Genomic DNA, 15,768 nt, shown 5'->3' on the forward strand with positions numbered 1-15,768 from the left:
TGCGGGGGCCGGATTTGAACCGACGACCTTCGGGTTATGAGCCCGACGAGCTACCGAGCTGCTCCACCCCGCGTCCGTATTTTTTCGTTCAGGCTGAGCAGTAGCCTGTTCGAATTCTCTTGTTTATCAACACATTGTGAAACAAGGCTGATGCAAGAACTCAGATGGTTGCGGGGGCCAGATTTGAACTGACGACCTTCGGGTTATGAGCCCGACGAGCTACCGGGCTGCTCCACCCCGCGTCTGAGGTCGCCAATAATAGGCGCCGGCGCTCAGATTGCAAGTAAATATCCTAAAAAAACTTCATTCGTAGATTAAACCGGCATAAATCGCAGGAATTTGCAACAGAGCGCGGTTTTTTCAGGCAAGCAGCTTGTGGGCCAAGCTGGCGCACTACACTCAGATGGTTTGTAACTCCTCGTTTTGGGTAGGTTTATCATGCGCATCTCCGCCGGTCATTGCCGTCAATTGGGGGCCACACCCGAGCACGACGGCGTCAACTTCGCCATCTGGGCCCGTCTTGCCAGCCGGGTCGAACTGCTGCTGTTTGCCGACGCCGACGATGCCACGCCGGAAGTGATCCCCCTCTCCCCCCGCCTCAACCGCACCGCCTACTACTGGCACATCCATATAGAGGGGATCGGACTGGGTCAGCGCTACGCCTATCGCATCCAGGGCCCCTGGCGCCCCTACTACGGCACCCGCTTCGATGCCGACAAGGTGCTGCTGGATCCTTATGGCCGCAGCATCGAGTTGGGGGCCAACTACGACCGCTGGGCGGCGGCCCGCCCCGGCAGCAACCTGGCCTGCTGTGCCAAGAACCGGGTGGTGGATACCCGCAACTACGACTGGGAGGGGGACAAACTGCCTGCCCACTCCCTCTCCCGTTCGGTGATCTACGAGCTGCACCTGGGGGGCTTTACCAAGTCGCCGGACTCGGGGGTCGACCCCGCCCTGCGCGGCACCTACCTCGGCCTCATCGAGAAGATCCCCTACCTGCAATCCCTCGGCGTCACCGCAGTCGAGCTGCTGCCGGTGTTCCAGTTCGATCCCCAGGATGCCCCCAGGGGGCTCTCCAACTACTGGGGCTACAGTCCCATGTCGTTCTTCGCCCCCCACGCCCAGTACGCCAGCGGTGATGATCCCCTCACCGAGTTTCGCGACATGGTCAAGGCGCTGCACCGCGCCAACATCGAGGTGATCCTGGACGTGGTCTACAACCACACCGCCGAGGGGGGCGACGATGGCCCCACCTTCTCCTTTCGCGGCATCGACAACGAGGCCTACTACATCCTCGATGCCAATCAGAAGGACACCAACTACTCGGGCTGCGGCAACACCTTCAACGGCGCCCACCCGGTGGTGCTGCGCATGATCATGGACAGCCTCCACTTCTGGCGACAGGAGATGCACGTGGACGGCTTTCGTTTCGACCTGGCGGCCATCCTGTCGCGGGACGAATCGGGCCAGCCCCAGGCCAATGCACCGACCCTGCGCACCATCGACACGGATCCCCGCATCGCCGACATCAAGCTCATCGCCGAGGCCTGGGATGCGGGGGGCCTCTATCAGGTGGGCAGCCTGGCCGGCGCCCGCTGGCGCGAGTGGAACGGCCAGTTCAGGGACGACGTGCGCCGCTTCCTGCGCGGGGATGACAACGCGGTGATGGCGTTCGTGGAGCGGCTGTGCGGCAGCCCGGACATCTACCACTACCACCACGCCGATCCGGAGAAGAGCATCAACTTCGTCACCTGCCACGACGGCTTCACCCTGTGGGACTGGACCAGCTACAACGGCAAGCACAACGAGGCCAATGGCGAGCAGAACCGGGATGGCTGTGATCACAACTTCAGCTGGAACCACGGCCAGGAGGGGCCGAGCGAGGATCCCCAGATCAACGCCCTGCGCACTCGTCAGGCCAAGAACATGATGGTGGCCACCCTGCTCTCGGTGGGCTCCCCCATGCTGCTGATGGGGGATGAGGTGCTGCGCAGCCAGCACGGCAACAACAACGGCTACTGCCAGGACAACGCCACCTGCTGGATGCAGTGGCAGCCCGATGCCAGGGGGCAGGAGATGTTCCGCTTCATGAAGGAGCTGATCCAGTATCGCAAACACCTGTTCCAGCGCCCGGAGCAGGAGAGCATGCCGCTGTCGCTGACCGAGATCCTGCGCCACAGCGAGATCTGCTGGCACGGGGTCAACGCCGCCCAACCGGACTTCGGCCCTCACTCCCACGCCATCGCCATGTCAGCCCTGTCGAGCGAAACCCGGCTGGCCCTCTATGTACTGTTCAACGCCTACTGGGAGCCGCTCACCTTCAACCTGCCAAGCCCCCCCAAGGGGGTCGGTGGCTACTGGCGCCGGATCCTGGATACCGCCCTGCCCTCGCCCGAGGACATCAGCACCTTCGGCATGCCGTTAGAGGGGCTGACCCGGGAGTACCTGGCCCAGCCGCGCAGCAGCTGCCTCTTCATCTGCGGCGCCGACGACTTCTACTAGAGGCCGCAACCAGGGGCCGCAAACAGCCAGCAAAAAGCCCACCCCGGTTACCCGGGGTGGGCTTTTTCATGATGCCGGTCGGTCAAGCCAGCTGGTGCAGCACGCTGGTCGCCGCGATCTGGGCGATGATGAGGCCGCACAGGGCGGTGGAGACCACCACCGGCGCCGTCTCCTGCTGGCGATAGAGCGGGCTGAACCAGAGCAGCAGGGCGGCGATCAGCAGGGCCGCCTGGGTCAGTACGCCGGGGATCAGGGCGTCGAGGCCTGCGCCGCTTCCCTGCCAGCCCACCAGCACCGCCAGCCAGAGCAGGCTCAGGATGGCGGCCACCAGCCCGGCCAGCGGCAACAGGGTGTTGAACGCCTGCAGACGGTGACGGGCCCGCAGCAACATCAGATGGGCGAAGGCCGCCCCCAGCAGCACCATCTGCAGCAGGCCGCCAAGCCAGCCCTGGATCTGCAGCAAGCCGATGCCATAGACCAGCAGCGGCACCGCCGGCAGCCAGAACAGGGTGGCCGGGATGGCGCGCTTTCCCTCGAGCCGGGATTGGGCCAGTGACAACACCACTCCCAGGATCAGAGCGGCGCCGCCACTCCAGATCAGCCAGTCGGCCGCCTTGGCCTCCACTGCCAGCATCAGGGAGAGGCCGGTGATCACCCAGACCGAGAAGAGCTGGGTGGTGATCCGCGAGCGCTGGCCCGGGCAGAGATCACCGCGCCAGAGCACCAGGCCCAGGGCGATGAGGGCCCCCAGCGCCATCAGGCCGGTCAGGGGAAAGAGCCAAAAAGGGAGTTGGACGAACATGACGCCTCCAGCAGCAAGAATTCAGAACGCGCCGATGGCGCCGGATGAAGGGGCCGAGTATACCCAAAGCCGCCGTCATCCCCAATCCCTGCCGCGCATCAGCCTGCGACGAAGGGCTCAGCTCTGGCCGCGGGCCAGCGCCACCACCCGGGCGAACATCTGGCGCAGCACCGGCGGGATGTGCTCGCCGCCGAGCCGCTCCGCCTCCTCCACCACCGCCAGCGCCATGCCCGGCTTGCTGCGATGGTGAATCGCCTTGTTGATGATGCGCCCGGCGTTGAGGGTCGAGCGCCCCCCGACGCCAGCTTCACGCCGGAACACCGCCTCGAAGCCGTTGTGGTAGAGGTAGTGCTCTATGTCCGCCGCCGGCAACTGGGTCAACCGATCCCGCTCCCTCTCTCCCTTGAGCAGGGAGCGCGCCGAAGTCGCGTATTTGACCCCCGCCTCGTCGCCGTCGGTGAGCAGATGCCACTCGATGCCAAAGTCGCGCGCCACCTTGATAAGGGGTGACTGACCACACTGGGCGAACTCGATGATCCGCACCCCCTCCGCTCGCAGGCTGTAACCGCAGATCTGGGCGAGCTCGGAGAGCAGCCAGATCTCGGTCTCCCCCTCCACCAGCAGCCAGCAGCGGGCAAACATCGACATGGGACGGTTGATGCGCACGTGGAAGGCAATCTTGCGCAGATCGTCGCTGCTGTAGCGCTCGCCCCCCAATTGATGACAGAGGATATCCTGCTGGCGGCGCACCAGCCGGCGGATCTGGTTGAGGGGCAGCGAGGAGAGCAGATCACCCGAATTGGTGGTGAGCAGCTTCTGCCCCGGCAGCTGTTCCAGCAGGCCCCAGGCCAGTGCCAGCATGGTGGGGTGCAGGCGGCTCTCCGGATCTTCCAGGATCATGATGGGGCGCGCCCCCTGCTCCAGCTCCCGGTTGCCCCGCGCCTGCAGCAGGGTGGCCGCCATGCCCGCCATCGCCAGTTGCAGCGCCCGGTTGTCGGCATTGCGCAGCAGCGCCTGCAGATTGCCGGGGTTGCGCAGGGTCATGGGGCGATTGACGATCTCCCGCTGGCTGCGCGGCTTGTTCTTGATGGGGGCCAGCGCGTTGAAGTAGTGATCCATCAGCTGGCGTACCGCCTGCAATGCCTCCTTGAGCTCGGGCTCGCCGATGCGCTGGGGCTCGTCGATCAGCTTGTCGGCCAGCTCGCTCAGCCGCAGCTCGGAGAGATCCCCCCACTGCAGGGTCTCCACCCCACTTCGGGCGGTACGGGCATCTCGCAGCCGGAACACCGGGTTCATGGTGATGAGCAGGCAGACCAGCTCGTGGGCATTGTCGATGGCCAGGCTCTTGCCGATGCCATCGAGAAAGTCGTGGGTGGTGGTGACGGAGCCATCGCTCTGCAGCTCGGCGCTGGCGCGGTAGTGAATGCGGTGAAACTTGTCCTTGTGCTTGATCCAGGCGGCGCCGAGGCGGGCCAGTCGCTGGGAGTGCAGGCACATCTGGGGCCTGTGCTCGCTGAAGGTGAGCACCAGTTGCAGGTGGCGGGCCGGCTCGAGCTCGGGATCTTCGGGCTGATGGAAGTCATCGCTGCTGAACTGGTAGGGCTCGGCATCCTGGCCCAGCAGACACCAGAGGGCGCGCAACAGGCTGGACTTGCCCCAGGCGTTCTCGCCGATGAGCACTGTGGTGTGGTCCAGCCCGAGCGAGAGGCGATTTATTCCGCGAAAACCTTTGACTTCAATGCGTTCCAGAAACATGCGGCCATATCCAGTCCATCCTGATGGCGCAATAGTGGCAAAGTTGTCGGGAAAATCCTATCGGGTCGTGGCGATTTTCAGCGGGAACTGTGAGGAACGAGCGGTTCGGGGACGGTGGCGCCGGCAAGTCGGCCCTGGGGGGCGTTCCAGTGGCTGAACCAGAGGTGGCGAGTGCGAGTCTGACGTTTGCGATGATTCAAGGGCATCTCCTGTGCGGGTTGAAGGAACGAGGCTCCCCCTCGTTGCCAACCAATCTGCCGCTTATCTGTGACAGGAGGATGACAGCTGGCTGCGCCACTGACCTGGGGTCAGGCCAAACGCCTCGCGAAAGCGGTTGCCAAGGTGGGCCTGGGACGAGAAACCGCACTGGACGGCGATGCTGGCCAGGGAGTCGGCACCGGCCAGCAGCTGCTTTGCCCGCTTGAGCCGCAGCCCCAGCAGGTAACGGTGGGGCGGACAGCCCAGGCTCTGGCCGAACATGCGGGCGAAGTGGTATTCGCTCAGGCCCGCCTCCTGCGCCAGCTCGGCCAGGGTGACAGGCTCCGCCAGATGGGCCAGCAGGTACTCCTGCACCCGCCGGATCACCGCCGGTGCCAACCCGCCGCGCACCTCGGGCAGCGGCGGCGCCTCCCGGGTGTGGTGGCGATAGGCGTGCAGCATCAGCATCCAGGCGCCGTGAGAGAGCGCCATCCTGTCCACCTGGTGCTGCCAGTCCAGCTGCATCAGCTGGCCCTGCACCAGGCTGGCGGCCAGCGGATCGTCGATGAAGGTCTTGTCCTCCAGCAGCAGGTGGCGCCCCTCCTTGTCGCACACCTCTTCGGCGATGCGGGTCAGGTGGGCCGGGGTGAAGTAGAGGTGGAAGAAGCGAAACTCCTCGCGCACCAGCCACTCGGATCTGTGGTGATCCGGCATGATGCACACCTTGCCGGTACCGCCGTGGCCACCCGGGCCGTCCAGCCGCTCGGTCTGCTCACCCCCCTGCAGGTAGACGCTCAGGGTATGGTGGCCCGGCTTGTGATAGCGGGTCTGATCGTAACAGTTGCGCCAGCTGGCGACGCCAAGGCCAGGTTCCAGCCAGCAGGCGTTCTCCAGTCGCGCGCCCGTGCTGACCAGTGCATCGAATACTCCCGCCGGCTTAGTCTGCTGCACCCGCTCTGTTCCTCTTGTTACTTGCCTGATGGCCCTTGTGCGCCATCTTAACGCGGCGCGGCGGCAAAGGCTGCGGCTGCCCGTAAAAAACCGCAAGATGGTGTAAGCCCGCCGCCACCGCCCGCTGCATGCTGATCCCATGTCGTACTCATCTCACCGGATACCCCATGAACCTGATGCTCTATCTTGCCACCGTCCTTATCTGGGGCAGCACCTGGATCGCCATCGCCTGGCAGCTCGGCCCCATTCCCATCGAGGTCTCGGTGCTCTATCGTTTCGCCCTGGCGGCGCTGGCGCTGTTTGCCCTGCTCACGGTGAGCGGCCGTTTCCCGCGCCTGCCCTGGGCGGGCCAGCGTTATGCCGCCCTGCTCGGTGCCCTGCTCTTTTCCACCAACTTTCTCTGCTTCTACCACGCCACCCTCTATATCCCGAGCGGCATGTCGGCGGTGATCTTCGCCAGCGCCAGCATCTTCAACGGCCTCAACCTCTGGCTGTTCGAGGGTAAAAGACCCGGCCTGCGCTGGTTGCAAGGATCCTTGCTGGGGCTCGTCGGCACCCTGCTGCTGTTCTGGCCCGTGCTGGCGGATGCGCAACTGGGTGCAAACGGCTGGAAGGGGCTGCTGTTTGCCTGCGGTGGCACCCTCTGCTTCTCGCTCGGCAACCTGGTCTCGGCCCGCGGCCAGCGCCAGGGCTATCACGTGCTGCAGATGGTGCCCTGGGGCATGGTCTACGGCGTGGCGCTGCTGCTGGGCTGGGTCACCCTGCTCGGTCAGTCGCTGACGCTGCCCACCGATCCGCGCTACCTGGCGGCCATGGTCTATCTGGCCATCTTCGGCTCCGTCATCGCCTTCACCGCCTACCTCACCCTGGTGGGGCGCATCGGCCCCAGCAAGGCGGCCTACGCCACCGTGCTGTTCCCTCTGGTGGCGCTGACCCTGTCCACCTTCTACGAGGGGTTCGTCTGGCAGCCGGTGTCGGTGGTCGGCGTGGTGGTGAGCCTCATCGGTAACCTGGTGATCTTCGCCCCGCCCGTCAAGGCGTGGCGCTGGCCGCTGGCACGGGCTACAAACGGTACTTGCCCCTGATGCCACCAGCCCCTAAGGTAACCGCTTTCAACAGACGAGGACGGGAGAGAGCATGTTACTGGAAGGGCTGGAGACACTCTGCCTGCTGGCGAGCGAGGGCACCATGGCCAAGGTCGCAAGCCGCCTCTACATCAGCCAGTCGGCGGTCAGCAAGCGTATCGCCCAGCTGGAACAGCGCCTTGGCAAGAAGCTCGTTGAGCCGGATGGGCGCCACACCCGCCTCACCCCCCAGGCCAGGGAGCTGCTCACCCGGGTGGCCCCGAGTCTGGCCGAGATGAAGGGGGTGCTGACGGACAGCCAGATCCTCACCGACCAGACCCCCCTGCCCGTCGCCTGCTCGGAGACCCTGCTGGCGGGCTACCTCGCCCGCTTCATGCACGACTATCTAGGGTGCGATCCCTATATCGCCCTCTCCACCCACCATACGCCGGTGATCCTGGCCCGGGTGCGCGGCGGCGACGCCCTGCTCGGCATCTGCGCCGGGCGCCTGCCCCCCGGCCACGGCCTGTGCACCGAGCGGCTGCTGGAAGAGCCCTTCTATCTGGTAGGGGACACGGCGTCCGAGCACCAAGAAGAGAGTGCCGAGCGGCTGCAACCCATCCTCACCATGGACCTGGACAACCCCTCCAACCGCTATCTGCGCGAGCCGCTGGCGGCCCTTGGCCTTACCCCGGCCATGGAGCTCGACTCCTACCTGGCGCTGATCGAGCTGGCCAAGGCGGGGATTGGCCCTGTGCTGCTGCCGGCCGGCCTGCTGGCCCTGGTGGGTGAGCAAGGGGCGCAGGCCCGTCCCCTGCCGGGGCTGGGGCGCCCGCTCCACCTGGTCTATCGGCCAAACAGCCTCAAGCGTGAGCGCATCGCCCGCCTGGTGCAGGCCCTGCAGGCCCATTTCCGGCAGCTGACTTCCAGGGGCTGAAAACAAGAGGGCCCAATCCAGCGGATCGGGCCCTCTCTATGATCCCTTGTGCAAGGCGTCAGCCCAGCCAGGCAAAGAGCTCGGGATACTGGCTCCACACCAGCTTGACGGACATCAAGAGGGAGACGGTCACCAGCAGCGGCTTGATGAGCTTGACCCCCTTCTTGAGCACCAGCTTGGAGCCCATGCGGGCCCCGATGAACTGCCCCAGTGCCATGCACAGGCCGACGCTCCACACCACCTTTCCCCCCAGGGTAAAGAACAGCAGGGAGGCGATGTTGGAGGTGAAGTTGAGCAGCTTGGTGTGGGCGGTGGCCCGCGCCATGCCAAAGCCCGCCAGGGCCACGAAGCCGATGGCAAAGAACGACCCAGTCCCCGGCCCGAAGAAGCCGTCATAGAAACCCACGCCACCGCCCACCAGCAGGGCGAACACCATGGGGGTAAGGCGGCGCTGACTCTCCGCATCGCTCACCCGGGGGGAGAAGTAGAAGTAGCAGGCAAACGCCATCAGCAGGAAGGGCAGCAGCCGCTCCAGGATGGCGGCATCTATGGTCTGCACCGCCAGGGTGCCGATGGCCGCGCCGATGAAGGTGCAGATGACCGCCGGCCAGATGATGGCCCACTCCAGCAGCCCCTTGCGGGCATAGAACCAGGTGGCGGAGAAGGAGCCGAAACTGCTCTGCAGCTTGTTGGTGCCAAGCACCAGGGCCGGCGGCATGCCGGTGGCGAGCAGGGCGGGCACCGTCAGCAGGCCCCCGCCACCGGCAATGGCATCGATGAAGCCGGCCACCAGGGCCACGCCAAACAGGGCAAGCAGGGTAAAGAGTTCCAGTTCCATCCATCGCCTCGCGAAATTGACCGGGGCCCGCAAGGGCCCGCACAGCGCAGGCTCGCCATGAGCCTGATAAACACCGCAGGTCGCTATCCTAATGGGGCTTGGCTCATGACGCCAACGAAACGGTGGCAGGCAATTGATTCCTGATTTTCATCAATCAAGTGCACCATGACGTGGCTGGCACGCGTGCGGTCCCCTCGCCCGCCTTGATCAGGCCGCGTCAGACTCGCAGGTCGCCCCATCGGCCTTGAGGTCGGCCAGCGCCTGTTGCAGGTGAGCCTCATCCTCGCCGGGGGCCCGGCTGACCCGGCCCGCCATATAGCGGCTGCTGAAGAGATTGAACCACAGCTGCAGCGCCTGCCCTGCCGCCAGCTCGCCGGCCACCTCCAGCACGCAGGCCGCCACCTCGGCGGTGCAAAGGTGCTCATCGCAGTGGGCCACTCGCATGCCATAGGTGGAGAGCGCATCCGGCTTGATGGATAGCACCGGAAAACCGTCCAGATAGGGGCTCTTGTTGAACATCTTGCGCGCCTCGGGCCAGGTGCCGTCCAGCAGGATGAAGAGCGGCTTCTTGCCGGGAACCGGGGTCACCACCGAAGTGAGCCGGGCCGGCTCCTTCTCGCAGGCGGGAAACACCACATAGGGTTGCCAGGCGGGATCCGCCAGCAGGGCCAGCAGCTCGGGATGGGGCTGGGTGCGCGACCAGAGAAACGCCCAGGTGGTCTGCGGCAGCACATCGGCGATGAGGCGCCCGGTATTGGAGGGCTTCATCGGTTCGCTGTCGTACATCAGCAGGCAGAAGCCGGCCTCGGCCTTGAGCTCGGGGCGCCACTCACAGGCACACCAGTCGTGGCGCAGCTGACAGGCTTCGCAGCGCGGCACGCTGCCGCCACGGGCGAGAAAGGGTCGGGTCGAGACGCTCTTGCGCCAGATGCGCAGGCGATTGACGGCGTGATCGGGGATTGGCTTCATGGAACGCGGCTCTGACGGTGCCTGTGGCGGGACAAAAGGGGGCAGATTGTAACGGCGCGCCCTCTGCGCAGCAAGGCCCCCCATCTGGGGCAAGCCGGGATGCCACGCCTCTTTGATACTTGGGCGTCAATCCATGCACCCACGCATGGGACACAGGAGGACGACGATGGCAGAACAAGACATTGCCCGCGAGCACGCCCTGGCCGAAGGCACTACCTTCACCTGGCACGAGCTCTATCTCCCCGATGCCGAGGCCGGGATCCGTTTCTACACCGAGGTGCTCGGCTGGGAGAGCCAGACCATGGCGATGGAAGGCGGCGACTACCCCATGCTGGTTGCCAATGGCAGGCCGATCGCCGGCGTGCAGGGCACCCGGGGCAATCCCGAGATGGCCGGCGTACCACCCCACTGGGCAACCTATATCGCGGTGGATGACGTAGATGCCAGGGTGCTCAGGGTCAACCAGCACGGCGGCACCGTGGTGGTGCCCGCCATGAACATCCCGGGGGTCGGGCGCATGGCCCTGATTGCGGATCCGCAAGGGGCGCACATCTGGCTGTTCACCGCTGACCCCATGTGACATCGCCCACCACAACAACGACAGAGGGGCCCGCGGGCCCCTCTGTTACGTTCGGCAAGCCATCAGACCGCCTTGCGCAGGATCTGCTCCAGATAGTGCGCGAAGCTGTGGCCGTGATGCTCCAGCAGTTTCGGGAACATGGAGATGGAGGTCATGCCCGGGAAGGTGTTGATTTCGTTCAGCAGGATCTCCCCCTCTTCGGTCAGGAAGAAGTCGATGCGCGACAGGTGAGTCAGTTTGAGCTGACGGAACGCCTTGAGGGCGTACTCGTGAATGGCATCGGCCTGGGCCTGGGTCAGCCCCTCGGCACGCAGCGCGGTCTCGGTGTGGCTGGCGCTGCTGTACTTCTCTTCATAGGTGTAGAACTTGTCCTGCGGCACGCAGATCTCGCCCGGGTAGGTAGCCACCAGCTCGTCACCGTACTGGTAGACCGCCACTTCCAGCTCGCGCGGCTTGACCGCTTTTTCGATCAGTACCTGCTCGGAGTAACCGAAGGCATCGGCAATGCTCTTCACCAGATCCGCTTCGTTGCTGGCGGAGTAGCAGCCGACGGAAGAGCCCTGGGAGGCCGCCTTGATGAAGACCTTGCCCCATTTGGCCAGCGCCGCTTTCGCTTCGGTCAGGCTCGCCTCACCCTGCTCGGTCAGGAACAGATAAGGGGTGTTGGGGATGCCGAGGGCGGTGAGCCACAGCTTGGTGGTGATCTTGTTGAAGCACACCTTGCTCGCCTCGGCGTCGCAGCCGAGGTAAGGCAGGCCGGCCAGCTCGAGGAAGGATTGCAGATCGCCGGTCTCACCCGGGTAGCCGTGGATACAGGGCACCACGTAATCCACCGGACGGGCCACGCTGTCGAAAGAGAGCAGCTTGTCCAGCCCCAGCTTGCACTCGCGGCCGTCGGCGCTGAGCCAGCGGTCGGCAAACATCTCGACCCGGGTCACTTCCACGCCGGGCAGGAGAGAGAGCTGTTTTTCGAGGAAATTGGCACTGCGCAGCGAGACTTCGTGTTCGGAGCCACCGCCGCCACACAGCAGCAAGACATGGATGTTCTTCATTAGATGTGATCCCTTGGGAAAAGCGGCTTCGCCATCACCATTTAAAACCCAACCGCATTAAAACCGGACGAAGCCAGATACGAAGATAAGTGCGGGCCAGTGTAGCAAGGGAGATCGAGCCTTGTCAGCCGATGGGCGCCCCATCCGCCGACAAGAGCCATAAAAATTCTCGCCTGTGTCAGAAATTGGATGAAAAGAGCTCAGCGCGGCGGATCGAGCCGGCCATTGCCGCTGCCGTTGACCCGAAACCAGCCGGCGATGCTGTAGCGCTCCTGGTTGGCGGGCAGCACCTCGTGGGGGAACTCTTCGGATAGAAACAGCACCAGTCGCCCGCCCCGGGGCGAGACGTCCATCAGAAACTGCTCGTCGTCACCGTACATGCGCAGCACCCCGCCCGCCTCTGGCTGCCAGTCGTTGTTCAAGTAAAACACCGAGGTGAGGCGGCGGTTGGAGCGCCCGGCGAAGGCGTCGCGATGGGTGGCATAGAAGTCACCGCTGCGGTAGCGGGCAAAGTGGGCCTCGTAGTCGAACAACCCCAGCATCAGCATCCGGTTGGCGGCCAGCCGCAGCGCCTCCATCCGTGCGAGGTAATCGGCCACCGGCGCGCCGAGGGAGGCGTCGAGCCAGTGGATCTGATCCCGGCGAATATCGCGGTTGTCCTGATGCAGGGTATCGCGGCCGATCCCCGCCGGTCGCCACTCGTCCGGCAGACAGGCCCTGAGGGCATCCACCTCGGCGGCGGTTAAAAAATCATCCACTATCACCCATCCCCGGGTGTATATGGCGTCCATGACGGCTTGATAGTCCAAGATTGACTCGCAACAAGTGGAAAGAGGGCGCTTTTTAGCGACTTCCCGGCCAAGACACAAACCGGTTTGCTTCTCTTGAGAAGTCCCACCATCAATACGCCATCCGGGCCGCCAAGACCCCCATTATCTCGACCCGATCGCCACTCTGTGATCCGGCGCACTCAATCTGCTCCCAGCAAGGGAGCACTCCGGCTTGCTCCCCGCCGCCGCCCCCGTTAACGTGGTGCAATGTGCCCTGAATGGGCCCACTCAAAGGAGTCTTTCATGTCTTTGCCCGAACTCACCCTGCAACGCCTCGACGGCAGTGAACTGCCGCTCGCCTCCCTCGCGGGCCAGGTCATTCTGGTGGTCAACGTGGCCAGCCGCTGCGGCTTTACCCCTCAATACACGGGGCTGGAGGCACTCTATCGGGAGCTGGGGCCCGAGGGGCTGGTCATCCTGGGCTTCCCCTGCGATCAGTTCGGCCACCAGGAGCCGGGCGATGCCGAGGAGATCGCCCGTTTCTGCTCCCTCGACTATCCGGTCAGCTTCCCCATCATGGCCAAGTGCGAGGTCAACGGCGAACAGGCCCACCCCTTCTATCAGTGGCTCAAGAAGGAGAAGCCGGGTCTGCTGGGGCTGGAGAACGTCAAGTGGAACTTCACCAAGTTCCTGATCGACCGGGATGGTCAGGTGGTGGACCGCTTTGCCCCCACCACCAAACCGGAAAACCTGGTCGCCTCCATCCGCGATCTGCTCTGATTGCCTGAACCTGCCTAATTGAGCGGCCGGTGCGACAGCTACTGCGCAGCGGCCGCGCTTTTGCTATATTACGCCCCCGTTATCACTTTCATCCCGTGGCCGGCCCCGTGCGCCGGTCACCCGCTGAGCCCAAGGCTCACCAGAGGAGTCTCTCTCGAACATGTCATTCAACGAACTGGGTCTGTCCCCGCACATCCTGCGGGCCGTCAAGGAGCTGGGTTACGAACAGCCAACCCCCATCCAGCAGCAAGCCATCCCCGCCATTCTGGCCGGGCAGGACGTGCTCGGCGGCGCCCAGACAGGCACAGGCAAGACGGCCGGCTTCACCCTGCCCATGCTGCAGCGGCTGCTGGCCAACCATGGCCGCGGCCGTCGTCAGGTGCGCGCCCTGGTGCTCACCCCGACCCGCGAGCTGGCCGCCCAGGTGGGCGAGAGCATCATCAAATATGCCCACCACCTGCCGTTTCGCACCCTGATCGCCTACGGCGGTGTCAGCATCAAACCCAATCTGGACGCCATCAAGCTCGGCATCGACATCCTGGTGGCCACCCCGGGCCGCTTGCTGGATCTGCTGACCCAGGGCGCCCTGACCCTGACCGAGCTGGAAGTGCTGGTGCTGGATGAGGCGGATCGCATGCTCGACATGGGCTTCATCCACGACATCCGCCGCATCATGAAGGCCCTGCCCGCCGAGCGGCAGACCCTGCTCTTCTCCGCCACCTTCTCGGACGACATCAAGGCGCTGGCGGACGATCTGCTGAACGACCCGACCCTGATCGAGGTCGACCCCAGCAACACCGCCGCCGAACAGGTGACCCAGCGCATCATCCAGGTCGACCGGGAACGGCGCCGCGAGCTGCTCTCCCACATGATTGGCCGCGGCAACTGGCAGCGGGTACTGGTGTTCGTACGCACCAAGCAGATTGCCGACAGGCTCGCCCAGCAGATGCAAAAGGATGGCCTGGATACCGTCGCCATTCACGGCGACAAGAGCCAGGGTGCCCGCAACCGGGCGTTGGCGGATTTTCGCGAGGGCAAGGTGCGAGTGCTGGTGGCGACCGACATCGCCGCCCGGGGTCTGGACATCGATCAGCTGCCCCACGTGATCAACTTCGAGCTGCCCCAGATGGCGGAGGATTACATCCACCGCATCGGCCGCACCGGCCGCGCCGGTCGTGGCGGCGAGGCCATCTCGCTGGTGAGCCAGGACGAGCTGGGTCAGCTCAAGGCCATCGAGGCGCTGATCGGCCAATCCCTCTCCGTCGAGATCCTGGACGGCTATGAGCCCAGCGGCAAACCGAGCCGGCAGACCCTGCCCGGCAGCAAGCCGGTACAAAATCCGCCGCGCGCCCGTGGTGCCGCCAATGCCAAGGGCGGCAACGGCAAATCCGCTGCAGGCAAGAGCAAGGCAAAGAGCGATGGCGGCAAGAAGCCCGCCCCGGCGCGCAAGCGGGAAGTGGTGGGCGAGGATATCGGCTTTGCCCCCATGCGCCGCCTGCCCAAGGCCCAGCGCGGCGACTATCAGGACAACTCCAACGAGGAGTAAGACACAGTCCTGAACCCGTCATAACAAAAAACCGCCTGAGGGCGGTTTTTTTCATGATTGCGTCACTGGCCTGTCAGTGCCCTCTGTCGCAATGGACATGTGCAGCAACGGATAGGGTCTGCCCTGCCCGTCCAGCGCCGAGCGGCCCACCACCGCGAAGCCCAGGTGGCGATAAAAACCGAGCGCCTGCTCATTTTGCTCATTGACGTCCACCCGGGTCGCCCCCAGCCGGGCGATGGCATCGGCCACCAGCAGGCGACCCACCCCGCCCCCGCGCAGGGCGGGGTCGATGAAGAGCATCTCGATATTGCCCTCGTGCACCCCGCAAAAGCCGGCGATCCCCTGCTCGCTGCGGGCGCAGGTGAGGGCCACGGCGTCAAAGTAATGTTCCAGGATGAGCTCGCGCAGAGGCGCAATCTCCTCCTCCGGCAAAAAGTGGTGAGTGGCGCGCACCGACGCCTCCCACAGCGCGATCAGGGCCTGATAATCCCCGCGCGATGCCTGCTCCAGTCTCATATCGTGCTCACTCAATCGCTTGATTGTTCGGGGCCTGTCCGGTCGTCGCCATGGCGTCGACCTGCTTGAGGACAAACCCCTTCTCGATGCCGGCCTTGAAGCCCAGCCTTTCATAGAGACGGTGGGCTTCATCGCGCCCCTCCCCCGACAGCAGCATCACCTTGTAGCAATCCTGCTGCCAGGCAAGCTCAAGCGCATGGCTCAGCAACTGCCGACTGATGCCCCGGCGCCGAAACGCAGAGGCCGTCACCACGTGCTCTATGATGCCAAACGGCCGGCCACCGTTGGTCAGGGTCGCGACCACGCCAAGCTGGCAGGTGGCGGCCAGCTGGCCATCCACCTCCGCCACCAGCAGGTGAAGGTGCGGCTGAGTCAGCAGGGCCGTCAGCGCCGTGCGGACAGCGTCCGGCGCAAGCGCGGGGTCATGGGGGCGCAACTCCCGATAGAGTGCCATCAGGCCGGTCATATCCTGCGGGGTACAGCACCTTATGAGCGTCATCCTTCCTTC

The 15,768-nt window shown here is 64.8% G+C and carries 15 protein-coding genes and 2 tRNA genes; 6 read left to right on the plus strand and 11 right to left on the minus strand.

The genetic code is table 11. The features are described from left to right. Positions 1 to 73, minus strand: a tRNA-Met gene (locus G5134_RS20380). A gap of 92 nt (positions 74 to 165) precedes the next feature. Continuing rightward, positions 166 to 242: transfer RNA gene (locus tag G5134_RS20385), tRNA-Met, on the minus strand. A gap of 196 nt (positions 243 to 438) precedes the next feature. On the opposite strand from G5134_RS20385, the gene glgX reads away from it, so the two are divergent. Continuing rightward, positions 439 to 2,502 carry a glycogen debranching protein GlgX gene (gene glgX / locus G5134_RS20390; protein ID WP_065017681.1) on the plus strand — a complete coding sequence of 688 codons (2,064 nt, stop codon included), beginning with the start codon at positions 439 to 441 and terminating at the stop codon, positions 2,500 to 2,502. 82 nt (positions 2,503 to 2,584) lie between these two features. Here glgX and G5134_RS20395 read toward each other — a convergent pair whose 3' ends face one another. From G5134_RS20395 to G5134_RS20405, 3 genes are all read right to left on the minus strand, one after another. Continuing rightward, positions 2,585 to 3,304, minus strand: coding sequence for a hypothetical protein (locus G5134_RS20395; RefSeq protein ID WP_017780170.1), 720 nt, complete (start codon positions 3,302 to 3,304; stop codon positions 2,585 to 2,587). 117 nt (positions 3,305 to 3,421) lie between these two features. Continuing rightward, positions 3,422 to 5,059, minus strand: coding sequence for an ATP-dependent endonuclease (locus G5134_RS20400; protein ID WP_005300490.1), 1,638 nt, complete (start codon positions 5,057 to 5,059; stop codon positions 3,422 to 3,424). 261 nt (positions 5,060 to 5,320) lie between these two features. Further along, on the minus strand, positions 5,321 to 6,208 hold the full coding sequence (locus G5134_RS20405) for a helix-turn-helix domain-containing protein (RefSeq protein ID WP_065017682.1): 888 nt from the start codon (positions 6,206 to 6,208) through the stop codon (positions 5,321 to 5,323). 167 nt (positions 6,209 to 6,375) lie between these two features. Here G5134_RS20405 and G5134_RS20410 point away from each other — a divergent pair, with 167 nt between their 5' ends. Together G5134_RS20410 and G5134_RS20415 are read left to right on the plus strand one after the other, a co-directional pair. Beyond that, positions 6,376 to 7,293 (plus strand): DMT family transporter, encoded by a 918-nt coding sequence (locus tag G5134_RS20410; protein ID WP_065017683.1) that lies wholly within the window; start codon positions 6,376 to 6,378, stop codon positions 7,291 to 7,293. Positions 7,294 to 7,345: 52 nt separating this feature from the next. Next, positions 7,346 to 8,209, plus strand: a complete 864-nt coding sequence (locus G5134_RS20415; RefSeq protein WP_065017684.1) for a LysR family transcriptional regulator — start codon at positions 7,346 to 7,348, stop codon at positions 8,207 to 8,209. A 58-nt stretch (positions 8,210 to 8,267) separates the two neighbouring features. Here G5134_RS20415 and G5134_RS20420 read toward each other — a convergent pair whose 3' ends face one another. Then, positions 8,268 to 9,047, minus strand: a complete 780-nt coding sequence (locus tag G5134_RS20420; RefSeq protein WP_065017685.1) for a TSUP family transporter — start codon at positions 9,045 to 9,047, stop codon at positions 8,268 to 8,270. 207 nt (positions 9,048 to 9,254) lie between these two features. Next, complete coding sequence (locus G5134_RS20425; RefSeq protein ID WP_065017686.1) at positions 9,255 to 10,016, minus strand: tRNA-uridine aminocarboxypropyltransferase; 762 nt, start codon at positions 10,014 to 10,016, stop codon at positions 9,255 to 9,257. Positions 10,017 to 10,182: 166 nt separating this feature from the next. On the opposite strand from G5134_RS20425, the gene G5134_RS20430 reads away from it, so the two are divergent. Further along, positions 10,183 to 10,596, plus strand: a complete 414-nt coding sequence (locus G5134_RS20430; protein WP_065017687.1) for a VOC family protein — start codon at positions 10,183 to 10,185, stop codon at positions 10,594 to 10,596. A gap of 62 nt (positions 10,597 to 10,658) precedes the next feature. Here the strand turns inward: G5134_RS20430 and G5134_RS20435 are convergent, their stop codons facing one another. Further along, positions 10,659 to 11,648 (minus strand): D-alanine--D-alanine ligase, encoded by a 990-nt coding sequence (locus G5134_RS20435; protein WP_065017688.1) that lies wholly within the window; start codon positions 11,646 to 11,648, stop codon positions 10,659 to 10,661. A 200-nt stretch (positions 11,649 to 11,848) separates the two neighbouring features. Next, a complete protein-coding gene (locus G5134_RS20440; RefSeq protein WP_019838799.1) occupies positions 11,849 to 12,457 on the minus strand; it encodes a 2OG-Fe(II) oxygenase in 609 nt (202 codons plus the stop codon). A 264-nt stretch (positions 12,458 to 12,721) separates the two neighbouring features. On the opposite strand from G5134_RS20440, the gene G5134_RS20445 reads away from it, so the two are divergent. Both G5134_RS20445 and G5134_RS20450 read left to right on the plus strand, forming a co-directional pair. Beyond that, a complete protein-coding gene (locus G5134_RS20445) occupies positions 12,722 to 13,198 on the plus strand; it encodes a glutathione peroxidase (RefSeq protein ID WP_065017689.1) in 477 nt (158 codons plus the stop codon). A gap of 160 nt (positions 13,199 to 13,358) precedes the next feature. Then, positions 13,359 to 14,744: a DEAD/DEAH box helicase gene (locus G5134_RS20450; RefSeq protein WP_017780180.1), complete on the plus strand. Its 1,386-nt coding sequence runs from the start codon at positions 13,359 to 13,361 to the stop codon at positions 14,742 to 14,744. Positions 14,745 to 14,795: 51 nt separating this feature from the next. Here the strand turns inward: G5134_RS20450 and G5134_RS20455 are convergent, their stop codons facing one another. Beyond that, the gene (locus G5134_RS20455; protein ID WP_065017690.1) at positions 14,796 to 15,260 is read right to left on the minus strand and encodes an acetyltransferase; all 465 of its coding nucleotides are present in this window, start codon (positions 15,258 to 15,260) and stop codon (positions 14,796 to 14,798) included. 7 nt (positions 15,261 to 15,267) lie between these two features. Then, positions 15,268 to 15,759, minus strand: coding sequence for a GNAT family N-acetyltransferase (locus G5134_RS20460; RefSeq protein WP_005300456.1), 492 nt, complete (start codon positions 15,757 to 15,759; stop codon positions 15,268 to 15,270). Positions 15,760 to 15,768: the final 9 nt, after the last annotated feature.

The sequence above is a fragment of the Aeromonas sp. 600276 genome (assembly GCF_049175815.1).
Classification (GTDB): domain Bacteria; phylum Pseudomonadota; class Gammaproteobacteria; order Enterobacterales; family Aeromonadaceae; genus Aeromonas; species Aeromonas dhakensis.